The 21120-nt window shown below is 57.9% G+C and carries 20 protein-coding genes, 1 tRNA gene and 1 pseudogene; 13 read left to right on the top strand and 9 right to left on the bottom strand.

The genetic code is table 11. From position 1 onward, the window contains the following. Window positions 1-159: 159 nt before the first annotated feature. Window positions 160-855: pseudogene (locus tag J7412_RS21820) on the top strand (MobA/MobL family protein); the annotation flags it as partial. A 331-nt stretch (window positions 856-1186) separates the two neighbouring features. On the opposite strand, the gene J7412_RS21815 reads toward J7412_RS21820, so the two are convergent. Then, entirely contained in the window at window positions 1187-1819 is a 633-nt protein-coding gene (locus J7412_RS21815) for a hypothetical protein (protein ID WP_247743847.1), read from the bottom strand. A gap of 284 nt (window positions 1820-2103) precedes the next feature. On the opposite strand from J7412_RS21815, the gene J7412_RS08425 reads away from it, so the two are divergent. The 7 genes from J7412_RS08425 to J7412_RS08395 all read left to right on the top strand — a co-directional run bounded on the left by J7412_RS08425 (window position 2104) and on the right by J7412_RS08395 (window position 7138). Continuing rightward, window positions 2104-3408 (top strand): hypothetical protein, encoded by a 1305-nt coding sequence (locus J7412_RS08425; protein WP_209078232.1) that lies wholly within the window; start codon window positions 2104-2106, stop codon window positions 3406-3408. Between the two features lie 416 nt (window positions 3409-3824). Further along, the gene (locus J7412_RS08420; RefSeq protein ID WP_209078231.1) at window positions 3825-4187 is read left to right on the top strand and encodes a hypothetical protein; all 363 of its coding nucleotides are present in this window, start codon (window positions 3825-3827) and stop codon (window positions 4185-4187) included. Between the two features lie 81 nt (window positions 4188-4268). Next, a complete protein-coding gene (locus J7412_RS08415) occupies window positions 4269-4682 on the top strand; it encodes a hypothetical protein (protein WP_209078230.1) in 414 nt (137 codons plus the stop codon). A 172-nt stretch (window positions 4683-4854) separates the two neighbouring features. Continuing rightward, the gene (locus J7412_RS08410) at window positions 4855-5112 is read left to right on the top strand and encodes a pyocin activator PrtN family protein (protein ID WP_209078229.1); all 258 of its coding nucleotides are present in this window, start codon (window positions 4855-4857) and stop codon (window positions 5110-5112) included. Window positions 5113-5121: 9 nt separating this feature from the next. Continuing rightward, window positions 5122-5382 (top strand): pyocin activator PrtN family protein, encoded by a 261-nt coding sequence (locus tag J7412_RS08405; RefSeq protein WP_209078228.1) that lies wholly within the window; start codon window positions 5122-5124, stop codon window positions 5380-5382. A gap of 237 nt (window positions 5383-5619) precedes the next feature. After that, window positions 5620-5883 carry a helix-turn-helix domain-containing protein gene (locus J7412_RS08400; RefSeq protein ID WP_102896814.1) on the top strand — a complete coding sequence of 88 codons (264 nt, stop codon included), beginning with the start codon at window positions 5620-5622 and terminating at the stop codon, window positions 5881-5883. A 10-nt stretch (window positions 5884-5893) separates the two neighbouring features. Further along, on the top strand, window positions 5894-7138 hold the full coding sequence (locus J7412_RS08395; RefSeq protein WP_209078227.1) for a type II toxin-antitoxin system HipA family toxin: 1245 nt from the start codon (window positions 5894-5896) through the stop codon (window positions 7136-7138). Window positions 7139-8170: 1032 nt separating this feature from the next. Here J7412_RS08395 and J7412_RS08390 read toward each other — a convergent pair. The 4 genes from J7412_RS08390 to J7412_RS08375 all read right to left on the bottom strand — a co-directional run bounded on the left by J7412_RS08390 (window position 8171) and on the right by J7412_RS08375 (window position 11712). Continuing rightward, complete coding sequence (locus J7412_RS08390; RefSeq protein WP_209078226.1) at window positions 8171-8479, bottom strand: hypothetical protein; 309 nt, start codon at window positions 8477-8479, stop codon at window positions 8171-8173. 254 nt (window positions 8480-8733) lie between these two features. Continuing rightward, window positions 8734-8818, bottom strand: a tRNA-Leu gene (locus J7412_RS08385). 72 nt (window positions 8819-8890) lie between these two features. Further along, complete coding sequence (locus J7412_RS08380; RefSeq protein ID WP_209078225.1) at window positions 8891-9946, bottom strand: Hint domain-containing protein; 1056 nt, start codon at window positions 9944-9946, stop codon at window positions 8891-8893. 104 nt (window positions 9947-10050) lie between these two features. After that, the gene (locus J7412_RS08375; protein WP_209078224.1) at window positions 10051-11712 is read right to left on the bottom strand and encodes an NAD(P)H-hydrate dehydratase; all 1662 of its coding nucleotides are present in this window, start codon (window positions 11710-11712) and stop codon (window positions 10051-10053) included. A 175-nt stretch (window positions 11713-11887) separates the two neighbouring features. On the opposite strand from J7412_RS08375, the gene J7412_RS08370 reads away from it, so the two are divergent. From J7412_RS08370 to J7412_RS08360, 3 genes are all read left to right on the top strand, one after another. Continuing rightward, the gene (locus tag J7412_RS08370) at window positions 11888-12226 is read left to right on the top strand and encodes a P-II family nitrogen regulator (RefSeq protein WP_209078223.1); all 339 of its coding nucleotides are present in this window, start codon (window positions 11888-11890) and stop codon (window positions 12224-12226) included. Window positions 12227-12265: 39 nt separating this feature from the next. Beyond that, the gene (glnA, locus tag J7412_RS08365) at window positions 12266-13672 is read left to right on the top strand and encodes a type I glutamate--ammonia ligase (protein ID WP_209060426.1); all 1407 of its coding nucleotides are present in this window, start codon (window positions 12266-12268) and stop codon (window positions 13670-13672) included. Window positions 13673-13798: 126 nt separating this feature from the next. Next, complete coding sequence (locus tag J7412_RS08360; RefSeq protein ID WP_209078222.1) at window positions 13799-14455, top strand: RNA methyltransferase; 657 nt, start codon at window positions 13799-13801, stop codon at window positions 14453-14455. On the opposite strand, the gene J7412_RS08355 is transcribed toward J7412_RS08360, so the two are convergent. Continuing rightward, the gene (locus tag J7412_RS08355) at window positions 14452-15084 is read right to left on the bottom strand and encodes a DNA-3-methyladenine glycosylase 2 family protein (protein ID WP_209078221.1); all 633 of its coding nucleotides are present in this window, start codon (window positions 15082-15084) and stop codon (window positions 14452-14454) included. The two genes, J7412_RS08360 and J7412_RS08355, sit on opposite strands and share 4 nt — an antisense overlap. 213 nt (window positions 15085-15297) lie before the next feature. On the opposite strand from J7412_RS08355, the gene J7412_RS08350 reads away from it, so the two are divergent. Continuing rightward, window positions 15298-16512: an MFS transporter gene (locus J7412_RS08350; protein WP_209078220.1), complete on the top strand. Its 1215-nt coding sequence runs from the start codon at window positions 15298-15300 to the stop codon at window positions 16510-16512. Between the two features lie 74 nt (window positions 16513-16586). Here the strand turns inward: J7412_RS08350 and J7412_RS08345 are convergent, their stop codons facing one another. The 3 genes from J7412_RS08345 to cysS form a co-directional block, all read right to left on the bottom strand. After that, window positions 16587-17369, bottom strand: coding sequence for a squalene/phytoene synthase family protein (locus J7412_RS08345; RefSeq protein WP_209078219.1), 783 nt, complete (start codon window positions 17367-17369; stop codon window positions 16587-16589). A gap of 40 nt (window positions 17370-17409) precedes the next feature. Beyond that, entirely contained in the window at window positions 17410-19041 is a 1632-nt protein-coding gene (gene cimA / locus J7412_RS08340; protein WP_209078218.1) for a citramalate synthase, read from the bottom strand. A gap of 81 nt (window positions 19042-19122) precedes the next feature. Continuing rightward, window positions 19123-20511 (bottom strand): cysteine--tRNA ligase, encoded by a 1389-nt coding sequence (cysS, locus tag J7412_RS08335; protein ID WP_209078217.1) that lies wholly within the window; start codon window positions 20509-20511, stop codon window positions 19123-19125. Between the two features lie 241 nt (window positions 20512-20752). Between cysS and J7412_RS08330 the strand changes: the two genes are divergently transcribed. Beyond that, window positions 20753-21100 carry an MmcQ/YjbR family DNA-binding protein gene (locus tag J7412_RS08330; RefSeq protein ID WP_209078216.1) on the top strand — a complete coding sequence of 116 codons (348 nt, stop codon included), beginning with the start codon at window positions 20753-20755 and terminating at the stop codon, window positions 21098-21100. Window positions 21101-21120 lie beyond the last annotated feature (20 nt).

The raw sequence follows: 21120 nt of genomic DNA, 5'->3' as shown, positions 1-21120 counted from the left end.
CTGCTCCTGCGAATCGAAATTGAATTCATCTGGCCGTCGACAGTGCGGCCCCCGCACACCTCAAAAAGGTGATGCGCGCAGTTACGCAAACTAAAGTTTGCCTGCGCGCCTGGCCGGCGGGGCTGAGGAGCGGATACCGGGATTGGGCCCGATATCCTCATGATGATACACCCAGCAAGTCGACTTGAGGTCGTCGTTCATTCCCGCACTGATGGCAGATCTGCCGTCAAATCTGCCGCCTATACCGCCCGCACGTCCTACCGAGACGAGCGGCTGGGGCAGCGATTTCGAGCAGGTAAACGTGGCGGGCTTCTTTCGCATGAACTCATCAACTGGAGCGACGATGCCGAAGCTCTATGGAACGCAGCAGAGCGTGCGGAGGTCCGGCGCAATGCCCGGGTCATCAGGGAACTGCGCCCCTCTCTGCCGGCCGAGCTACCGCTGGCCGAACAGGTGAGGCTTGTTCGTGGAATCTCTCTATGGCTGCGTGACGAATATGGCGTTGCCGTCCAGGCCGACATCCATGCGCCTCGTTTTTTTGATCGGGGCGTGGAACGGCGTCATAACGCCGGCAAGCTGAGCACGGATTCCGAGGAATACCTGGCAGCGCTTTTCGACCCGATGCAGACCAATCGGAATTTTCATGCACACATCCTGCTCACGACCCGAAAGGTTTGCCCGGAAACCGGCGAGTTCAGCAACAAGACCAGAATTCTGGATGACAAAAAGACCGGCCCCGAAGAGGTCCTTCGCATTCGTCAGGAGTGGCAGAAAAGAACCAATGCGGCGCTGAAACGGATCGGCTCGCCGGTACGGGTCGATCTGCGATCCTACGAAGACATGGCTAAGGCGGGGGATGCCCCAGCCGGCCTCATTCCACAGGATCATCTGGGACCACGTCGGGCCGAAAGGTCGCGCCGTCTGAAAGATGATGGAGGCGACATCAGCACAGCGGCGCAACGCCGGGCTGAAGTTCGCGAGCACAACGATGGGCTCTGGCGTTCCTGGTTGCAGCTGCGTGCCTTACAGCGCGAACAGGACCGAATGAAAGACTCTGCCCGGATTGCGGCGGAACGGGAAGCCGAAAGAAAGGAAAAAGCCGACGCTGAAAAACGCCGGCTTCAGAATGCAAGTACTGCCGCGGAAGCGGAGGAAACCGTCGAAGCCTCCGCACAGTTCGATAGCGTCAGGACGGCTTCGATGTGGGAGATGGCGATTTCTTCGGCACAGGCGGGAGTGATAGAGCCATCTTGCGAGCAGCCGGACGAGTTTTCTTCAGAGGTCGATTTGGAAGTTTACGACCCGCCGCCAGGGCGGCCGCAGCCGGAGCCGGTTCTGACGCCTCGGGTTGTGCGGGTGCGTCGTCGGGGGCATCGACATAGGTGACCACTTTTTCTGCTTCAAGCTTGTCCAGGCAGTCGGTCAAATAAACAATCTCTTCCTCCAGCGCCTGAACTTTCTTCGCATGTTCGGCCTCCAGCATGGCATAGTCGCGTTCACGGAGGGCGAATTGCCGGACATTTTGCTCCGTCATCCGGGCGATCTGTCCACGAACGATGGTCTCCATACTTGCCTCAAGCGCAGTCACCGCCTTGCTGATCTGTTCTTGTGTGTCCTCTGGCAGCTGGGCGGCCTGAGGCTGTTCTTCATCTTTCGTTGCAAGATGATCTTCCCAGACCCTACGAATTCGAGCGTAGTTGCCCTTGCCTTCGAAGGCTTTGTGAATGTCTGTGGCGGTGATCTCCCGGCCGAGTTTTTTCTCCAGGGTTTCACCGGTTTCGATGATCTTATCGTCGGAATTGAGAGGCGTGCGAGGCATGATTTACTCCTGTTGTTGCCGTTTGCAGGAGGGAATTGGGTTCGTTTCAAAAAACGGAAAAACAAACTTTCAAAAATTATTCGTCCAGCCTGGAAAAGTAAGTAATGTCAGTTTGTTTGTGTGTTTGTTAAGTCTGAAAGTTTGTCAATAAGTAAGTCAGATAAGTTTGTCTGAATGTCTCTGACAGACATTCGGGTCCGCTGCTGCGTGTGCCTGGTTTTAGTCTGAAAACCAATTCAAGCCAATTTTTTCCGCGATATCGGCGCGGGACATAATTCCTGGGGATGAAGCATGCAGATCCCAGCGAATTCGCCCCGCTCGACCAGATTTCGGACCTCTCTGCAGAGGAATATTTCTGCCTTTTGCACCCTGAAGGCTCCCGCGGACGCGCGGCGGTTCTGTGCAAACAAGGCGACGACGAAGTGGAGAACTACTCGCTCGAACACGCAGGCATGGTCATGCAGATGCCATTGTTCCTTGATCAAACCAGCTTTCTGACCCTCAACCGTTTCTGGAAGGGGCGACAAGGCAGGCACCTCGCTGCGCTGAACTCGCTCTATGTAGATCTCGACTATTTCGACGCCCCGCCATGGCGTGGGAAATCACCGGACGAGGTGCAGGCGGCATATTCAGCGCATCTGCTGGTTTCAGGAATGCCACAGCCATCCATCTTCATCCACACTGGCCGGGGCCTCGCTGCTATCTGGCTGATCGAGCAAACCCCGGTTTCGGCGCTCCCGCGCTGGCAGGGGGCGATGCGCGCCCTGATCGAGTTCTCCACATCTTTTGGGGCGGATAAGGTCTGCGGGGATGCCACAAGGGTTTTTCGTATCCCCGGCACCATCAATGAAAAATCCAGCAAGGAGGTCCGTATCTCGGGCGGCACCGGAAGACGTTACGGCTTTGATGCCCTGGCAGATCAAATCTTCAGGGCCAGCGGCAGACCGACCCGCGAGGAATTGGAGGAGCGTAAGAAGCAGAAGAAAGGGAAGAAGCGGCCCGGTGGCATATCAGTGCCCAAGGGGCTGCCGCAGGCGAAGCGTTTCAAGTTGATCTTGGATGATCTGGAAGTCTTTAGAAATGCCCATGGCGGCGTGATCCCGACCGGCTTACGGAACAACTGGCTGCATTTCCACGCGACTTGCCTAACGCACATTCCGGGCATCAGGGACATCGAAGGGGAAGTGCTGAAGATGGCCGCCACGGCAACACCTGGGCTGAAGCCGGGGGAAGTCAATGCAATCGCCAGGCAGGCAGTGAAGAAGGCCAGGTCCGTCAGGACATTCTCGGTCTGGAATGACGGACGCTATCACTACAAAGGCGCGACGATCGCAGAGGGCCTCGACATCACGCCGGAAATGGCGCGCAGTCTTGGATTGCAGCAAGTCATCCCGGATTCGGAAAGAAGGCGCCGCAAGGCGGAAGCGGAGCGGCGGCGTCGCTCAGAGAATGGCGCCGTGTCCCGGGAGGAATACCTGGCAAAGCACAACGCCTCGCGTGAAAAGCCCTGGGAAAAACTCGGCATCGGCCGAACCAAGTATTACGAGTTGAAACGCGCCGGAATGCTCCCTGTTCTTGAGGCGGCATGATGCCGGACAGGTCCGTGCCCGCTTCAGGGGCGTAGCCAGTGGCCCTTGGCGCACCAGGGAAAGAAAAGAGCCCCCACCCACCTCCCCATCGGGGCACACCAAGGGCAATCATGACATGCAGCCTACGGCGGACAGCCCCGCGGCAACAGCGTCGGCACAGACATGTCCGGAGAAAAATCCGAGGACTTCCAGGATGGTCGGGCAAACCCTGATGGATCCTGCATTTCCGGTCGCACCCTTTTGGCTGAGGGCGCGACCGGAAACGCAAGCTCCTCAGGGATCGCATAAAAACGGTTCCTCGTTTCGAGAGTGTGGGGACCCGGGCCGGTCATGCGAGGTCAGTCCGGGATCTCTCGAAAACCCGACCGGGTCTTGAAGCCGCGCGCGTCCTGCGTTCGGTAACTGAGGAGAACGCTATGTTCGACCTGACTACCCCAGCCCACGGCGAGTTGCAGGATTTCCTGCAATTCCACTCCGAAGCTCTGCAGAACGCCTCGCTCCTGCTCGGCGGCCCACCTGAATTGAAGGTGACCCTGTCGCTGATCGACGATATCTGCAACGCCCCAGTTCTCACTCGACGTTTGCAACAAGGGCTGGCGCGGCTCCATGAGTTGCTTTCGCTGGAGCATGTGCACGACCTAAACCGACCGGAATCGGCTTATTTCGCAGATATCGACCCTGGCGCTCCGTACGTCGAGGATCTGTGCCTACTGACTGATGCTCTCCAGGATGTCCTGCTCCGGCTCTACGATCAACTGGATATCCATCGCGCCGCCTGAGCGCACCCGCCGATGGGGTCCTCCCCCTTTCGGCGTCTTGAGAGGCCGCATGGGGCGGTCTCACCCACAGGAGGATTCTTCATGGATATTCAAACCGAACGCGAAACGCACGAATTGGTACTGGCGGTGATCACCCAAGGCCGCCTGTTGGCACAGGAGTGGCGAGAAGTCGGTCTGGTGCCTCAGGGTACGAGCAAGCCATTCGTATTGGGTTTGCTTCGCAGTCTCGAAGAACGTCATGGTCTCGAAAAAATGGACGAGGAACGCATTGAGCTCATTGGAGATCAAATCCGCCGTTTCACGAATGGATACCGGGAAGGTCTCGGCGATTGCGCTCTCGAAAGCGATGTCGAGACGGAGCACATTTTCGATGTCAAAGCCATCGACCTGATCAATCTGGCGTGGCGCTGGCGCCAATTCCGCAAAGCGAAACGCGCGCTGGAAGACAAGACCGCCGCGATCCGTGAGACCGAAAGGTTGCTGACGCAAGTTTGAAACAGGTTTTCCCTTTCGCCGGCGGCTCGCAGGAAATGCGGTTTCAAACCCCAACAAAAAATCCTTCTGCAAAAATCGATTTGAGCCATTTCCTTAAAACCGTCGCCAAGGGTGGCGGTTTTCGCAAACCAAGGCAGCTCCTTCGACCGGCTGTCGAAAACGAGGAAATCTAATGAATACGGCAATCATGATGATGGCGATGTACAACGCCCAGGCGATCATCGATTCAGAAACGGTCGCGCGCGATTGGTTCAAACTTTCTGTCGGGAAGTTCCATGAGAAAATCCGGTCAGGTGAAATCCGGATTCCGCTCGTGCTCATGGAAGAAGAAAGCCAGAAATGTGCCAAAGGGGTGCATTTGATGGATTTGGCTGAATATGTCGATACCCGACGAGCGGCGGCCGAAAAAGAACTGAAGCAGATGGGGTGAGGAAACGAAATGACAACCCTGATGCTGCTGTTGGCCCGCCATGATGGGCAAGAAGACATCTCGTTCCGCGAGATGGCCAAGGAGTACTTTGGGCTCGAGCCGGAAGCGCTTGAGCGAAAAATGAAGAACGGGAGGATTCAGTTCGATCTCCCAACCAAGGGTGCCAACGCGATCCGTACTTCCAGGATACCCCTTACCCATTTGGCGAAGTACATTCAGGAAAGACGGGCCGCAGCAATCGGCAGAATGATAGAGTATGGGCAAGAATGAGCTTGTTGTGACAAGGTGCGAGAGCGAGAAGAAAGACTTGCTGTTCATGGGAACGGAACAGGCAAAGCCAAAACAGCCACATAAATGCTACAGACTTGTATCAATTTCCAAGATAGACCATAATTGCTACAAGGACGTAACTTCTGGGTGACTCGACCTGAAAATGATACATACCTGTATCAAGACCTCATGGTTGGAAAAATTGCTACAGAGATGTAACAACCGAGAGCAACGAATATGGAACTGAGCACCGCAGAGCAGAGGCTTGCCAAGGCATTCGGGGACGGCATCCGAAACCGGAGGAAGAAACTTGGATACACGCAGGAAAAACTGGCATCCATGATTGGATCAAATCGCCGGTTTATCAGCGAACTGGAAAGCGGAAAGGGAACAAGCTACCTCGCCCCCTCGCTGGCAGCTGCCGAAGCTCTGGGTCTGAATATCTCGACCCTGTTCGAGCAGGCAGCAAGGCCATCGAATACGAAACTGCCCCCGCTTTGAGGACCGAACATTGAAGATCTACTTTGAACGGCACCCGGTTGGGGAAATCGTGGAAGACGGGAAGGAACCTCCTGTTTTTCAATACGCACAGGAATGGATCGATCAACCCGGGGCCTTCCCGATCTCGACGACCATGCCCATCGGGGAGCACCCTCATGGCTGGGACTTGCTCGGCCCATGGCTGCTCAACCTCCTTCCGGAAGACAACGACGCCATTCGACAGATCGCCCGGATCCTTGATGTCCCGCATACCGATGTTCTCGGGCTGTTGCAGCAGGTAGGCCGGGATACATCAGGGGCCATTTCATTTGCCGAGCGCGGCGCGACGGACCTAAAGGTCATTCCGGTAGAAAGTGAAGGCGCGCTTGAACGGATCATCAACGACCTTCCCAAAAAACCCTTCCTGGCGGGTGACGATGGCGTGTCGATGTCGCTTGCGGGGGTTCAGACCAAGCTGGCAGTACGTGTCCTGGATAACGGCCAGATCGCAATTCCCATAGATGGCGCGGCATCCAGCCACATCCTAAAGCCAGACAGCAAAAACCTTTGGGGCAGTGTCCACAACGAGGCCTTTTGCATGACGCTTGCCAACCGTGTTGGCATCCCTGCCCCCCTCGTGACGACAGGCATCGCAGGAGAGCGCACGTACCTTCTTGTCGAACGATACGATCGTCTGGACCAGGGTGGCGCCCTTCGGCGGCTGCACCAGGAGGACTTCTGTCAGGCTCTTGGCTTACCGCCGTCCGCGAAATACCAGCATTCCCAATTCCGCGACCCCAAGGGAAATTTCGCCCTGATGGCGGATCGGCTGCGACAGGTTGCCGGAGCCGGCGAAGTCCTGAAGCTCTGGGACGCGATGGTCCTCAATGTTCTGTGCTGCAATACGGATGCACATATGAAGAACTACTCGATCCTGATTGCCGGTGACGGGATCGAATTGACCCCGATCTATGATGTCATGTGTGCCGCTGTCTGGGACGGCATCACCAGGAACTTCGCACTGGACATCGGAGGAAAACGAGACGGCGACTACCTCGAAAGACGCCATTGGGAACGCGAAGCGAAGAAATGCGGCCTGAGGCCTGATGGTGCTGTCGAACGCGTTGAAGCACTTTCCCGGGCTGTCCTGGAGCAGGCGGAACCAGCCCGAAAAATGGTCGAGGCCATGCCCGCGGGCGGCCACGCGCTTCTTGGTCAAATCGAAGAAGCTGTCGTCAGGAGAAGCCGGATCATTCTGAATGGTCTGGACCAATAACCGTTTGCTGCGCCAGCCCCGATTGCGGGCAATTCGCACGAGCCAGCGGTGAAAATGACCTGCACTTGCGACTGCTACCGTTGGCCTTGCTCAGAGGAGCGCTGCCCCTGCAGATAGCCTTGAAACAAGCTAAAGAAACTTTTGCTTCGTTTCATCCTTCCCGGAAAATTCAACAGCTCAGCAAAAATGGCTTACTATGTCGGGGCGCTGATCGCTAATCCGTGCTGAAAAATACAACGCGAAACTTCACCCAAAAAATCCCGGTGCTACAATTGGTGCTACAAATTTCAAAAGGGCCCCAGAAACCTAACAAAACAAAGGGTTTTACAAAACGTCGCCCCCATCCATCATGGGGCCAACGGACAGGCGCGCGGCGGAGTGTAGGTCTGGTTTCAAAACACACGCTCCTTGCGGCTTTGTGTCTGGAGGAGCTGCCCCGTCACGCGCATCTGCGCGCAATAGGCAGCCCAATGATGAATCGGGTGACCCTTCATTTAGCACATCCTTCTACGGCTTAAAGAGGCAGGCGCTCGGATCACTACGACCAAGGCTGATCTGAGCACGCTTTCTGACGTCGTCGTGCACGAATCGCCCATGCGAATCACAGTCTGGGACAGCAACCACCCAAGGTAGAAAGGGCAAAATGCCGCCCCCCCAGAGATAGCTGCACCCCTACGTCAACGCAGCCAAATGGCCGATTTAGACAGGCTCTTTACACCCCGTTATCAAATTCCCCCCTATCTGCAGCGCAATTCACCAGCCCCAACCTGACGCCCGCGAAGGATGCACCTCATGACACTGCGCCCCCAGATCCTCCTCCTACCCAGTGACACCATTGCAGACATAATGGAAAGTTCTCGACTGACTCTATCGACTGAGAGCTTGTTTCCGTCCTTTTTGCGATACGTGTTCAAGAGATAGTCGCGAACCTCGCGACCATGTTCCCGTTTGAGGGGGACCAAAGGCATATCCTTAAGCGGACCCAAAACGTGTTCCATTCGGGAGACATGACGTTCAAGCCGTTTGGTTTTGTCAGCATCTCCCCTGAACGCGCTCTTCAGCGTAGATGTTACGGGCATCCAAAAGCGTGATCGCAGGTGCTTCCAAATTCGGAGCCAAGACAGCCTTAACCACAAGGGGGTCTTCGCCTTGCTTGAACAAGCCTTCGGCAACAATGGTGCGCGCTTCGTCACGGTCCAGACCTTGGACCCCATCAAGCAGACCCTCGGCTCTCAAGATGGCATCACGCCAAAGCATCGCGGGACTTCGGTTGTCTTCGCCTTTCATCCGCTTTGTGGTTTCGACAACCAACCGATCAAACTCACGCCAATGGTTTCCCATACAGCGATCATCCTAGCCCCTGACTTCTGGCGAAAGTGGACTTGAAACCACTACCGACCCAAAGCGGCCTGAATGCGAGTTGGTATTCTGCGGCGGTAACGTGGGGTGGTTTTATCTTTACACACCATATCAATGTATTTGAGTTTCGTGTGCAGACCCATTGAAATGTGTCTACGCTGTGTGTCGCATTATCTGTGCGTCAACAAGTCTAAGTCTCTGATTTTTCTGCAAATAGGGCTCTGTCATTGAGCCAGTGGTGCGGGTGGAGGGACTTGAACCCCCACGCCTCGCGGCGCCAGAACCTAAATCTGGTGCGTCTACCAATTTCGCCACACCCGCACGGTCCGCGCGTCTTAGCAAAGCTTGAAACGGGATGCGAGAGGAAAAACGCACTCCCGGCGCAGGTTTTTTCTAAATCGCCTGCGCGATGATTTGCGCCTCGCGCTGATGGGCCACTGGACGCGCTGTTTCGCTGACAAATGCGCCGGTTTTCAGCTCCGGAAACAAAGCAAACAGCTCCCGCCGGCTGGCATTTGGCAGCGCCTTGAGCGACTGCGGCCCGGGATTGAAGCTCTCCGTGGCCAACCCGTCAGAGGTGATGATCTCATGCTGGTCAAATTGCACATGCACATAGGTCACCGCAGGCACGTCATGGGCCACCGTGACTGTGCGGTCATTCACCAGATGCGTGGCCGCTGCCAGAACTTCGCGCTCCCCGCACCAGAGCTCCGCGCGCCAGCCCAACAGCAGCACCCGATGCTGCGGCGACACCAGCATGTCACGATGCGGCATCCCCGGACCAAAGGCATCCCGTCTGATCCGGATCGGGCGAAATTGCGGATGGCTTTTGAGGTCCGCACCGGAGAAAGACACCTGCCCCAGCCAGCGCACCTTCTGAAACCCATTGTCGCGCGTCAGCACCTCATCCCCGACTTCCAGCGCTTCCACCGCCTTTTCGCCGCCCTTCACGACAATTTTTGTGCCGGTGGTGAAACACGGCGGCGCAGCCAGCTCGCTCTCATGCACCGATGCGTTGCCGCCGGGGCCTTCCTTGGCCGAGATAATCTTGAGCGGCACACCGATGGGCGGGAAGCTGTCAACAAAAGCCAAGCCTTCAACTGTGCTGAAGCTGACCTGCGAATTGTTGAAGTTCACCGACAGGATACGGTAGGTTTCCCCGGTGCTGAGGTCTTGCACAACAAATTCGTACTCCGCCTCAAGTCGCAGATTGTCGCCATAGGTGACACCATCGAAACTCTGATTTCCATCAAGCACTTGCGAATTGTCATTGTCGTCAACATTGGCGTCATCGTCGCGGACAAAGATCTCTTCCCACGCGTTGTCATTCAGCGTGATAATCTCCCCCACAAGGTGACTGCCGTCGCCCTGCGTGATCCCGTCCAAAATACTGTTGCCGGAGAGGGAAACATGAGATTCCCCCAACGCCCAAAAGCTGTACCGTGCCATTGTACATGCGCGCCCTGTGTCAGTCTGAGTGGCCCCAGCATGACAAAGAGAGCTTGATAACTACTGAATCGCGCCCCAAAAGCCTCAAACTGCGCAGCAGCACCTCATTTCAACATTGTGCGCAGCACCTGAGGCAGGGTCTCAGGCAAGTCTTCCGCAATCAATCCGGGGCCAAAGACCCGCGCGCATTCCACATGCAGCCATGCGGCCGTTTCCGCCGCATACTGAGGCGCAAATCCCCGCGCCAAAAGCCCTGTGATGAAGCCCGCAAGCACATCCCCGGAACCTGCCGTCGCCAACCAAGGCGCGCTGCGCTCATACACCGCCGCGTGCACGCCACACATTCCATTGGGGGAGGCAATCACCGTATCCGGCCCCTTAAGCAAAACCGTGCACCCTGCCCGCGCCGCCGCCGCGCGCGTGGCATCCACTTTGGAGTAAGCAGGGCCTTTGGTTGGCGGCGCTGCCAGTCGCTCGGCAATATCCGGAAACAGCCGCGCAAATTCGCCTCCATGCGGGGTGAGCACGACACTCTCATGCAACATCTCAAAAAGCTGCTCTGGCTCGTCTGCAAAGGCGCTCAGCGCATCGGCATCCAAAACAGTTGCGCGCTTAGACTTCAGCGCCACAGGCACCAAATCCCGCGCGCGCTCCTGCCCCATTCCGGGGCCAAGACAAAGTGCATTGAGCCTTTCATCCTGCAGGACCTCTGCCAGCGCTTCGCCATCCGCCACCCGCTGCAACATCAGCGCGGTGATCTGACAGGCCACCTCCTGCTGCGCGGCTGGTGGCACCCCAAGCGTCACCAACCCTGCGCCAATCCGCAACGCCCCACGTGCCGCAAGCCGCGCCGCGCCGGTTTTGCCGGAACCACCGGAAAGGATCAGCGCATGACCGTGGGAGAATTTGTGGTGCGGCGCCTGTTTATCCAAATCGACAGGCAGGTTCACCACCTCCCGCACGCGCTGCTCTTCCGGGATCACCTGACCATGCCTTCCAAGCAGACCAATATCCTTCACGACCACAGCCCCGCAAAAAGCCGGTCCGTCTTTCAGAATATGACCCAGCTTTTTGCGATGGAAGGTCACCACAAGGTCTGCCGGAATACATGTGCCCAACACAGCGCCGCTGTCGCTGCACAACCCGGTCGGAATATCGACAGCCACAACCTTGCAGCCAACCTCGGCTTTGGCCCTGCGCAGATTCTGATCAGCGAACATAGAGAAAATTGACCTAAAGGGTCGCGTCAGCCCAGTGCCAAACATGGCATCGACAACAAGATCGCAAGGACCTTCGATGTGCACACTATCATCCATCAGATCATCCACTGGTGGTGACGGATCAATCGCGCGCGTGCGGACCGCCCCCAAATCACACCACCGTTCATAATTCACCCGTGCATCCGGCGGCAGTTTTTCTGCGTTCCCATTAAGAAACACCTCCAGCTCCCAGCCAAGCTGATGCAGGAGCCGCGCCACCACAAAACCGTCCCCGCCATTGTTGCCCGGCCCACAAAGCACAACCGCCCGCTTTCTCATTCCTGAAGTATCCCGGGGGAATGGGGGCTGGCCCCCATCCAAACCGCCCTCTCGGAGCGGCTTGTCCTGCAAAGCGCCAGCATCGCCCAACGCCGGCCATTGCTCAAAAATCGCCTCAACAACGCCCCGCCCGGCCCGCTCCATAAGCTCCAGTCCGGTGACCTCGCCCGACTCAATTGCGGTTTGCTCAATGGCGCGCATTTGGGCAGCCGTCAAAATTTCGCTCATTCTCGATGCATCCTGCGATTCAGTTCCGCTTATTTGCGCGCCTTATTGCCTATTTTTTAATCACACAGCATGTTTCCGATAGGCGCATTCACAATGTGTTACCCTATCCAATTGTGACCCCCAATCGAAAGTGGTCTGTCAACTGACAAGAACGCACCTGAGGAGGAGCCTCCACATGAAGAAGATCGAAGCCATCATCAAGCCGTTCAAGCTTGATGAAGTGAAAGAAGCACTGCAGGATTTTGGCATCCAGGGTCTGAGCGTTGTCGAAGTCAAAGGCTTCGGTCGCCAGAAGGGTCACACAGAGCTCTATCGCGGCGCTGAATATGTCGTTGATTTTCTGCCCAAGGTGAAAATCGAAGTTGTGCTTGAATCCGATCAGGTGGACGGCGCAATCGAGGCCATCGTGGGCGCTGCCAAAACCGACAAGATCGGCGACGGCAAGATCTTTGTCTCCCCAGTGGAGCAAGCCATTCGCATCCGTACCGGCGAGTCCGGTCCGGACGCGCTGTAATCACACTTAAATTCTAAAGCAATCAGAAGGACAAAGGGAATGAGCGCAGACGCAGTTCTCCAGCTGATCAAAGACGAAGATGCGGCCTATGTCGACATCCGTTTCACCGACACACGCGGCAAGCTGCAGCACGTGACCGTGGACGTGGATCTCGTTGACGAAGACTTCCTCGAAGAAGGCTTCATGTTTGACGGCTCCTCCATCGCTGGCTGGAAATCCATCGAAAACTCCGACATGAAACTGATCCCGGACACCACCTCTGCGTATGTCGATCCGTTCTATGCCGAAAAAACCATCTGCATCCACTGCTCCATCGTTGAGCCGGACACCGGCGAAGCTTACGAGCGTGACCCACGCGGCACCGCCGAAAAAGCAGAAGCTTACCTGAAGTCCTCCGGCATCGGCGATGTGGCTTACATGGGCCCGGAAGCGGAATTCTTCCTGTTCGACGACGTTCGCTTTGAGAACAAAATCAACAAAGTATCTTACGAAGTTGATGCGATCGACGGCTCCTGGAACACCGACACCGAATACGAAATGGGCAACATGGGCCACCGCCCTGGCGTCAAAGGCGGCTACTTCCCGGTAAACCCAACCGACGACAGCCACGACCTGCGCTCCGAGATGCTCTCCACCATGAAGCGTCTGGGCATGAAAACTGACAAGCACCACCACGAAGTGGCGTCCTGTCAGCACGAGCTGGGCCTGATCTTTGATAGCCTGACCAAACAGGCAGACGAGCTGCAGAAGTACAAATACGTGATCCACAACGTGGCCGCGTCCTACGGCAAATCCGCCACCTTCATGCCAAAGCCGATCTACGGCGACAACGGCACCGGCATGCACGTGAACATGTCCATCTGGAAAGACGGCAAGCCGCTCTTTGCAGGCGACAAATACGCGGACCTGTCTGACGAAGCTCTGTACTTCATCGGCGGCATCCTGAAGCACGCAAAAACCCTGAACGCCTTCACCAACCCATCGACCAACTCCTACAAGCGTCTGATCCCGGGTTTTGAAGCACCAGTTCTGCGCGCCTACTCCGCACGCAACCGCTCCGGCTGTGTCCGTATCCCATGGACGGAAAGCCCGAAAGCCAAGCGCGTTGAAGCCCGCTTCCCAGATCCATCCGCGAACCCATACCTGTGCTTCGCAGCGCTGCTGATGGCTGGCCTTGACGGCATCAAGAACAAGATCGATCCAGGCGAAGCCATGGACAAAAACCTCTACGATCTGCCTGCTGAAGAACTGGCTGGCATTCCGACCGTATGTGGCTCCCTGCGCGAAGCTCTGGAAGCACTGACTGCAGATCACGACTTCCTGCTGGCAGGCGACGTGTTCACCAAAGACCAGATCGAAGGCTACATCGAGCTGAAGATGGAAGAGGTGGAGCACTACGAGCACACCCCGCACCCAGTCGAATTCGGCATGTACTACAGCTGCTAAGCTTTAGTGGGACAGTGAAAAGAAAGGGCGCCTCTCGGGGCGCCCTTTTTGCATGGCGTACACTTACGCGTAGACAATGTAGCCTTCACAGAGAATAGTTGCCGCGACAGTAAAGCGTTTCACAAAATGACCCGAGACATCAAATCCGAAACAGCCAAAACCAAGGCCCGTCTGCGTGCAGACGAGATCAAAGACTTTCGGTGCAAGAACCTTATTGCCGTGATCGAAAACCCTAACGACGTTCGTAATATCGGCACGGTCATTCGCAACGTAAATGCAATGGGGGTCGAGAAGCTATATATCGTCGACACTTTCAACGCCCTGCCTGAAAACTGGCAAGACATGCGGGAACAAAAAACACTCGCCAAATCTTCGGTCTCGGCCATCAAATGGACTTTTGCGAAACGCTTTTCTAGCACTGAAGAGTGTCTCAGCCATCTGGAAAAGAACGGTTTCACGTCAATTGCAACATCGCCTCACGTCAAAGACAAAAAGAGCCTTTATCTTCACGAAGGAGATTACACCTCCCCCCATAAACTGGCTGTCTGGTTCGGAAACGAAAGCCAAGGAATAAGCGACCTTGCGGTTAGCCGAAGCTCCATGTGCGTGGCCATTCCGATGTTTGGAATGATTGAGAGCCTGAATTTGGGAACGAGTTCGGGGATTGTGCTTTATGAAGTGACAAAACAAAGGCGCGCCTATCAAAGCAAGTACCGAAAGAAGAACAAAGGCGGTGCGCGGGAGATACCCCTGCCGACGGAGTTGCCGCTCAAAGAGGTCTAACGCACGCCTTCCCTGCCCTTATCCACCCGATAATACGCCCACAACAGCCGCGCGGCCACACTGCGCCACGGGGACCAGGCCTCCGCCATCTCCCGCAGCGCCCGCTCCTTGGGGCGCTCCGGCAGATCAAACAGCATCCGCGCACTTTCCTGCAGGGCCAGATCACCGGGCGCAAACACATCTGCGCGGCCCAGCGAAAACATCGCATAGATTTCCGCCGTCCAGATGCCAATGCCGCTCACTTTGGTCAGGGTTTTGAAAACCACCTCATTTGGAGCCTCGCGCAGCGCGTCAAAATCGATGCCCTCTGCCGCCAAAGCCCGCGCATAGCGCATCTTCTGACGGCTCAGCCCGACGGCCTTCAAATCCTCTTCGCTCGCAGCCATCACGGCCTCTGGCGTCACCAGCCCCGCCTCCTGCATCCGCCCCCAGATCGCCGCCGCCGAGGCCACGCTAACCTGTTGGCTGACTATCGCGCTCAACAGCTGATCAAACCCATCCGGCCGCAGCCGCAGGGGCAAATCCCCGGTCAGCGCCAGCGCGCGCTCAAACCGCGCATCCTGCGCCGCAAGCCAGGCCGCCCCTTCCGCCACACAGGCATCCGTTTTGATAATCCGACCCACTGTCATCGCCCGCCTCCCTCTTTTCGTCTTAAGCTTTAAGCGCACACCACGCGCCACTCAACTCCTGAAACCGCTGCCAGCCCGCCTACCCGGCACAGCAACAATCGCAACCCGTTTCCTGCGCAATCACACTTGCAGATAAACACATTCACATATCGTGATGCGTTAATGATGTCGCAACTCTGGACCTGAGCTAGTGAACAAGCTAACGCTTGGCGCATGAGCACTGTAGTAGACGACACCCGCGCCTGCCGTACCGTATTCATTCTGGTTCTGGCACAGGCCTTCCTTGGCGCCCAGATGCCGATGATCTTCACCATTGGCGGCCTTGCGGGGCAATCGCTGGCGTCCAACCTCTGTTTCGCGACCCTGCCGATTTCGCTGATCGTTCTGGGCTCCATGCTCTCGGCCACGCCGATCTCCAACATCATGCAGAAATACGGCCGCCGTGTGGGTTTCCTGCTCGGTGCACTGGGCGGCGCACTCGGTGGCGCCATCGGCGCTTACGGGCTTTATCTCAGCTCCTTTCCGGTCTTCCTGTTGGGATCCTTTATGACCGGTATCTATATGTCTGCGCAGGGTTTTTACCGGTTTGCCGCTGCTGACACCGCTTCTGATGCCTTCCGCCCCAAAGCCATCTCCTATGTCATGGCGGGCGGCCTGCTCTCCGCGATTGTCGGCCCGCAGCTCGTCAAAGTCACCTCCGATGCGATGATCGTGCCGTTCATGGGCACCTACTTCGGCGTGATCGCCCTCAATGTGGTCGGCTCGCTGCTCTTTCTGTTCATCGACATCCCAACACCCGAAGCCCCGACCGAGGACGCACCCAAGGGCCGCAGCCGCTGGGAGCTGATCACCACACCCCGCATCGCCGTGGCCGTGATCTGCGCCATGGTCTCTTATGCGCTGATGAACCTTGTGATGACCTCCACGCCTCTTGCCGTGGTGGGCTGCGGCTTTGAACAGAACGACGCCGCCGATGTGGTCACCGCCCACGTGCTGGCGATGTTTGCGCCGTCTTTCTTTACCGGCCACCTGATCGCGCGCTTCGGTGTCGAAAAAATTCTCGCCCTTGGCCTGCTGATCCTCGCCGGAGCCGGTGCCGTGGCGCTTCAGGGCGTGGAGCTGGAAAACTTCTTCATCGCGCTCATCCTGCTGGGCCTTGGCTGGAACTTCGGCTTTATCGGGGCCACCACCATGCTGGCAGGCGCACATGAGCCAAGCGAGCGCGGCCGCATGCAGGGCATGAACGACTTCATCGTCTTTGGCGGTGTGACCGTGGCCTCACTGGCCTCCGGCGGTCTGATGAACTGCTCCGGCGGCAGCGCCGTTGCCGGTTGGACCAGCGTCAACCTCGCGATGGCGCCTTTCCTTATGCTGGCCGGTGGCGCCTTGATCTGGCTGGTGTTGCGCCCCCAGGAAGAGACCGCCTAAAGCGCCCCTATCTTCATTCTGCCAAAAATACTCAAAATCGACGTTGCGCCATGAGGCGCCGCGTCTGACTTGTCTCACCAGCGCCCTGACAACCCGCGCCACATCAGGCCCGCGCGTTTGCCAAACTCGCTCATGCCAAGCGCCCCTGCGGCCACCCGCTCGGGCTCTCGCACGGCCTGGCGCAACACCGCCTCCGCCTGCCAGGCTGCCAAAAACGCCTGCCCTGCCGCCGCACTCACGCTTTTCCGGCCTGCCCGTGCCCGTTTCAGCCGCGCCAGACCAGCCTCTGCCAGCGCCGCCACGGCCTCTGGGCGTCCATCCACCAGCGGCACGCGTTTGGCCTCTTCCAGCGCCGGGATCGCCTTGAGCCAATTGGCCAGCCCCAGCGCATAACCGACGTCCTGCGCCACCTCCGACGCACAGGTCCCAAGCGCCTGCGCCGCCACCTGCATCAACCCGCCAGAGGTCTGCTCCAGATAGCGCTCAAAATGCGCCGCATCCTCAAACGGATCGCGATAAATGTCCCAGCGCCGCGCTTCGATCAGCTGATCCAGCAGTGCTGCGCTCTCGCCATCGAGCACCAGTGCCAAAGGCGTGACCACCTCATGACGGCGCACCATCCCGCCCGCTTTGATTTCCTCCAAAGCATCGCGCCACCATTGCAGGCGCATCTCCGCAATCATGCTCTCCTGCGTCACCCAGGGTGCGCGCGCCACCTCGACGTTAAACGCATAGATCGGCAAAAGCTTTTCCCGCGCCGCCGGTTTGGCCGCCATGGTCGCGGCAAACCGATCAGGGTCCGCCTTCTGCACCAATGCGGCGCAGGCGGCGATATCCTCTGCCGCATCAGATGCCATCACCGCCGCCCCTCGGCGCTCAACAGCGCCCGCAACCGCATCAGACCGCCACCCGAGTGCCGTCCTGCGCAAGCTTCCAGTTCAACGCATCCAGAAGCGCGCCAAAGCTTGCATCCACGATGTTGGCAGAGACCCCCACCGTGGCCCAGCGCCGCCCTTTGTCATCCTCAAAGTCTATGATCACGCGGGTCACAGCCTCAGTACCACCATTGGTTATGCGCACCTTGAAGTCCACCAGACGCACGTCATCAATGACACCCTGATACGGGCCAAGATCCGCCTTCAGCGCCTGCCACAGCGCGTTCACCGGGCCTTCGTCACTCAGATCATCGGCGTGATCGTTTTTGAAATAGCTGGTGGTCTTGGCCCCATTGGGGAGCTGCACGGTCACCACCGCTTCGCTTTCCACCACTGTCGCCCCGCGCGCATTGCGGCGGCGCTCGGAAATCACGCGGTAGCGCTCCACATCAAAGTAGCTCGCCCCCAGCCCCAGCGCATCGCGCGCCAGAAGCTCAAAGCTCGCCTGCGCCGTGTCATAGCTGTAGCCTTTGGCTTCGGCCTGTTTGATCCGGTTCAGAATGTCGCCCAGCGCCGGATCGCCCTTGGCAACATCCAGCCCCGCGTCGCTCAGCCGTTTGCGCAGATTGCTCTGCCCCGCCTGATTGGACATCGGAATAATGCGCGCATTGCCGACCACAGCCGGATCAATATGCTCATAGGTGCTCGGATCTTTCAGGATCGCGCTGGCATGCAGCCCGGCCTTATGCGCAAAGGCACTGGCCCCCACATAGGCCGACTGCCGCATCGGCACGCGGTTGAGGATGTCATCGAGCATGCGGCTTGTCCGCGTCAGCCCGGTCAATGCCTCCTTGGACACGCCAATCTCATACTGGCTGGCATAAGGCTCTTTGAGCAGAAGTGTCGGGATCAGCGTGGTCAGATTGGCGTTGCCACAGCGCTCGCCCAGCCCGTTCAGCGTGCCCTGGATTTGCCGCGCACCCGCATCCACCGCTGCCAGCGAGTTGGCCACAGCGTGTTCGGTGTCATTATGGGTGTGAATGCCCAGATGATCGCCCGGAATGCCCGCCGCAATCACCGCCTTGGTGATCTCGTAAACCTCACGCGGCAAGGCCCCGCCATTGGTGTCACACAACACCACCCAGCGTGCGCCCGCCTCATAGGCCGCCTTCACCGCCTCAAGCGCATACTCCGGGTTGGCCTTATAGCCATCAAAGAAATGCTCCGCATCAAACAGCGCTTCCCGTCCCCGCGCCACCATATGGGCCATGGATTTGGCGATGTTCTCGGTGTTCTCTTCCAGCGTGATGCCCAGCGCCTTGGTCACATGGAAATCATGGCTCTTGCCCACCAGACAGACCGCCTCGGTGCCTGCGTTCAGCACACCCGCCAGCACATCGTCATTCTCCGCCGACATGCCCGCCCGTTTGGTCATGCCAAAGGCGGTAAAGGTCGCGTCGAGCTTGGGCTTGGTTTCAAAAAACGCGCTGTCCGTGGGGTTCGCACCGGGCCAGCCGCCTTCGATATAATCAATGCCTAGCGTATCCAGCGCCGCTGCAATCTGTGCCTTTTCATCGGTTGAAAACTGCACACCTTGGGTCTGCTGCCCGTCCCGCAGCGTTGTGTCATAGAGATAGAGGCGTTCTTTGGTCATTGCTCGCTCCCGCTGGCCCGTCTTTTTCTTGGTATCAATGATCTCGGCCGGGCCGTTTAAGGCCCGACCGCCTGTGGCCATCTAGATTGCTTCCAGCTTGGCCGCATCAAAACCAGCTGCAGGCAACAATTCAACACCCGCCTTGCTCATGCGCACCTCAACACCGGCCTCAGTCAGCGCTGTCTTGATCCGGTCCACCTCGGCAAAATCCTTGGTCTCCATCGCCTTGGCGCGCGCCTCTGCCAAAAGTGTCTCATAGGCTGACAGATCAACGCCTTCCGCCCATGCGCCCATCCCTGCAGTCAACAGCCCAAGGAACTGCGCCCCCGCCAAGAGTTTGGCCGCATCACCAGCACTGGCAAACTGGTGCAAAGCCGCAATCGCGCCTGCGGTGTTCAGATCATCCGCCACAGGCTGCAGCACCTCGGCGGGAACCTCCGCAGCAGGCGCAACATCCGCCGTCAGCGTCCGCCACTTGCGCAACGTCGCCTCGGCCTCCGCCGCCTTCTTGGCAGTCCAATCCATCGGCTTGCCATAATGGGTCGACAGAAACACAAAGCGGATCACCTCCCCAGGCACACCGGGGTTGCCGTCATGCCCATCCAGCAGATCGCGCACGGTGAAGAAGTTGCCAAGGCTCTTGGACATCTTCTTGCCCTCCACCTGCAACATCTCATTATGCAGCCAGTAATTCGCCATCGGCGCGCCCTTGTTGGCACAGCAGCTTTGCGCAATCTCATTCTCATGGTGCGGGAACATCAGATCATTGCCGCCCCCGTGGATGTCAAAAGACGCCCCCAAAATTTCATAAGACATGGCAGAGCACTCAATGTGCCAGCCCGGACGCCCCCGCCCCCACGGGCTCTCCCACCCGGGCAGTTCCGCGCTTGAGGGTTTCCAGAGCACAAAATCCATCGGATCTTCTTTGTAGCTCGCCACCTCGACCCGCGCTCCTGCGATCATATCGTCCACCGAGCGGCCGGAAAGCTTGCCGTAGTCGTCGTATTTGCGCACCCGGAACAGCACATGCCCGTCATGGGCATAGGCAAAGCCATCCGCGATCAGCTTTTCAATCATGGTGATCATCTGGTCGATATACTGCGTGGCGCGCGGCATGTGGTTGGGCTCCATGGCCCCCAGCGCGCCCATATCATCCAGATACCATTGCGTGGTCTCTGCGGTGATCTCACCAATCGCCCGCCCGCTTTCGGCTGCGCGCGCGTTGATCTTGTCATCCACGTCGGTGAAGTTGCGCACATAGGTCACCGCCTCTGGGCCATAGACCTCCCGCAGCAGACGGAAGAGCACATCAAACACCACCACAGGCCGCGCATTGCCAATATGGGCGCGATCATAAACCGTCGGCCCACAGACATACATCCGCACATCATCCGCTTTGATTGGCGTAAAAATCTCTTTCTTACGGCTCAGAGTGTTGTGCAGCGTGATCTCGGTTCGGATCTCAGTCATAAGTGGCTCCTCAGCACACGGGTTTCGCGTGGCGGGCTTACCAACTCTCTCTCATTTTTGAAATAGAAGACCGGCCCGCGTGACGATGTCAGCAGGTAATGCAGCAGCAAATAATGATGGTGCGTGCGGTTTTCATAGGGGCGACCCTAGGCGGCGCACCCTCGACCGTCAAGAGACCTCTGCCCTCAAGTGCGCTCTAATCACTGTTGACCCACTGTCGCCCTCCGCCCAAACTCAGCGCATGAGCCGAGACACCGTCAACACCATCTGCGCGGCCCTTCCGGGCGCTGAGCTGTCTGATCCCTTTGGCGGCGGGCATGATGCGTGGAAAGTGGGTGGCAAAATGTTTGCCTGCATCGGCAGCCAGAACACCGGCGTGTCCGTGAAAACCGACGGCATCGAAACCGCGCAAATGCTGATGGATGCCGGTGTCGGTGTCAAAGCGCCCTATTTTCACCGCAGCTGGATTCACCTACCGCTGGAGTCTGATCCCGAGGAGCTCCGCCACCGCATACTGGTGTCCTATGACATCGTGCGCAGCGGCCTGACCAAGAAACTTCAAGCAAGCCTGCCCGCGCGCACGTCATAGGCGCGAAACAGCCCAGGACG

The organism is Shimia sp. R9_3, from assembly GCF_017743755.1.
GTDB lineage: Bacteria > Pseudomonadota > Alphaproteobacteria > Rhodobacterales > Rhodobacteraceae > Shimia.
The sequence above is the reverse complement of the archived record's forward strand: the minus strand, read 5'-3'. Positions and strand labels throughout refer to the sequence as shown.

Excerpts from the sequence above, each read along its gene's own strand:
- J7412_RS08425 (WP_209078232.1), top strand. The coding sequence starts at position 2,104 with ATGAAGCATGCAGATCCCAGCGAATTCGCCCCGCTCGACCAGATTTCG.
- glnA (WP_209060426.1), top strand. The coding sequence starts at position 12,266 with ATGAGCGCAGACGCAGTTCTCCAGCTGATCAAAGACGAAGATGCGGCC.
- J7412_RS08345 (WP_209078219.1), bottom strand. The coding sequence starts at position 17,369 with ATGGCATCTGATGCGGCAGAGGATATCGCCGCCTGCGCCGCATTGGTG.
- J7412_RS08420 (WP_209078231.1), top strand. The coding sequence starts at position 3,825 with ATGTTCGACCTGACTACCCCAGCCCACGGCGAGTTGCAGGATTTCCTG.
- J7412_RS08390 (WP_209078226.1), bottom strand. The coding sequence starts at position 8,479 with ATGGGAAACCATTGGCGTGAGTTTGATCGGTTGGTTGTCGAAACCACA.
- cysS (WP_209078217.1), bottom strand. The coding sequence starts at position 20,511 with ATGACTGAGATCCGAACCGAGATCACGCTGCACAACACTCTGAGCCGT.
- J7412_RS08380 (WP_209078225.1), bottom strand. The coding sequence starts at position 9,946 with ATGGCACGGTACAGCTTTTGGGCGTTGGGGGAATCTCATGTTTCCCTC.
- J7412_RS08410 (WP_209078229.1), top strand. The coding sequence starts at position 4,855 with ATGAATACGGCAATCATGATGATGGCGATGTACAACGCCCAGGCGATC.
- J7412_RS08405 (WP_209078228.1), top strand. The coding sequence starts at position 5,122 with ATGACAACCCTGATGCTGCTGTTGGCCCGCCATGATGGGCAAGAAGAC.
- J7412_RS08330 (WP_209078216.1), top strand. The coding sequence starts at position 20,753 with ATGAGCCGAGACACCGTCAACACCATCTGCGCGGCCCTTCCGGGCGCT.
- J7412_RS21815 (WP_247743847.1), bottom strand. The coding sequence starts at position 1,819 with ATGCCTCGCACGCCTCTCAATTCCGACGATAAGATCATCGAAACCGGT.
- J7412_RS08360 (WP_209078222.1), top strand. The coding sequence starts at position 13,799 with ATGACCCGAGACATCAAATCCGAAACAGCCAAAACCAAGGCCCGTCTG.
- J7412_RS08415 (WP_209078230.1), top strand. The coding sequence starts at position 4,269 with ATGGATATTCAAACCGAACGCGAAACGCACGAATTGGTACTGGCGGTG.
- J7412_RS08370 (WP_209078223.1), top strand. The coding sequence starts at position 11,888 with ATGAAGAAGATCGAAGCCATCATCAAGCCGTTCAAGCTTGATGAAGTG.
- J7412_RS08350 (WP_209078220.1), top strand. The coding sequence starts at position 15,298 with ATGAGCACTGTAGTAGACGACACCCGCGCCTGCCGTACCGTATTCATT.
- J7412_RS08375 (WP_209078224.1), bottom strand. The coding sequence starts at position 11,712 with ATGAGCGAAATTTTGACGGCTGCCCAAATGCGCGCCATTGAGCAAACC.
- J7412_RS08400 (WP_102896814.1), top strand. The coding sequence starts at position 5,620 with ATGGAACTGAGCACCGCAGAGCAGAGGCTTGCCAAGGCATTCGGGGAC.
- cimA (WP_209078218.1), bottom strand. The coding sequence starts at position 19,041 with ATGACCAAAGAACGCCTCTATCTCTATGACACAACGCTGCGGGACGGG.
- J7412_RS08355 (WP_209078221.1), bottom strand. The coding sequence starts at position 15,084 with ATGACAGTGGGTCGGATTATCAAAACGGATGCCTGTGTGGCGGAAGGG.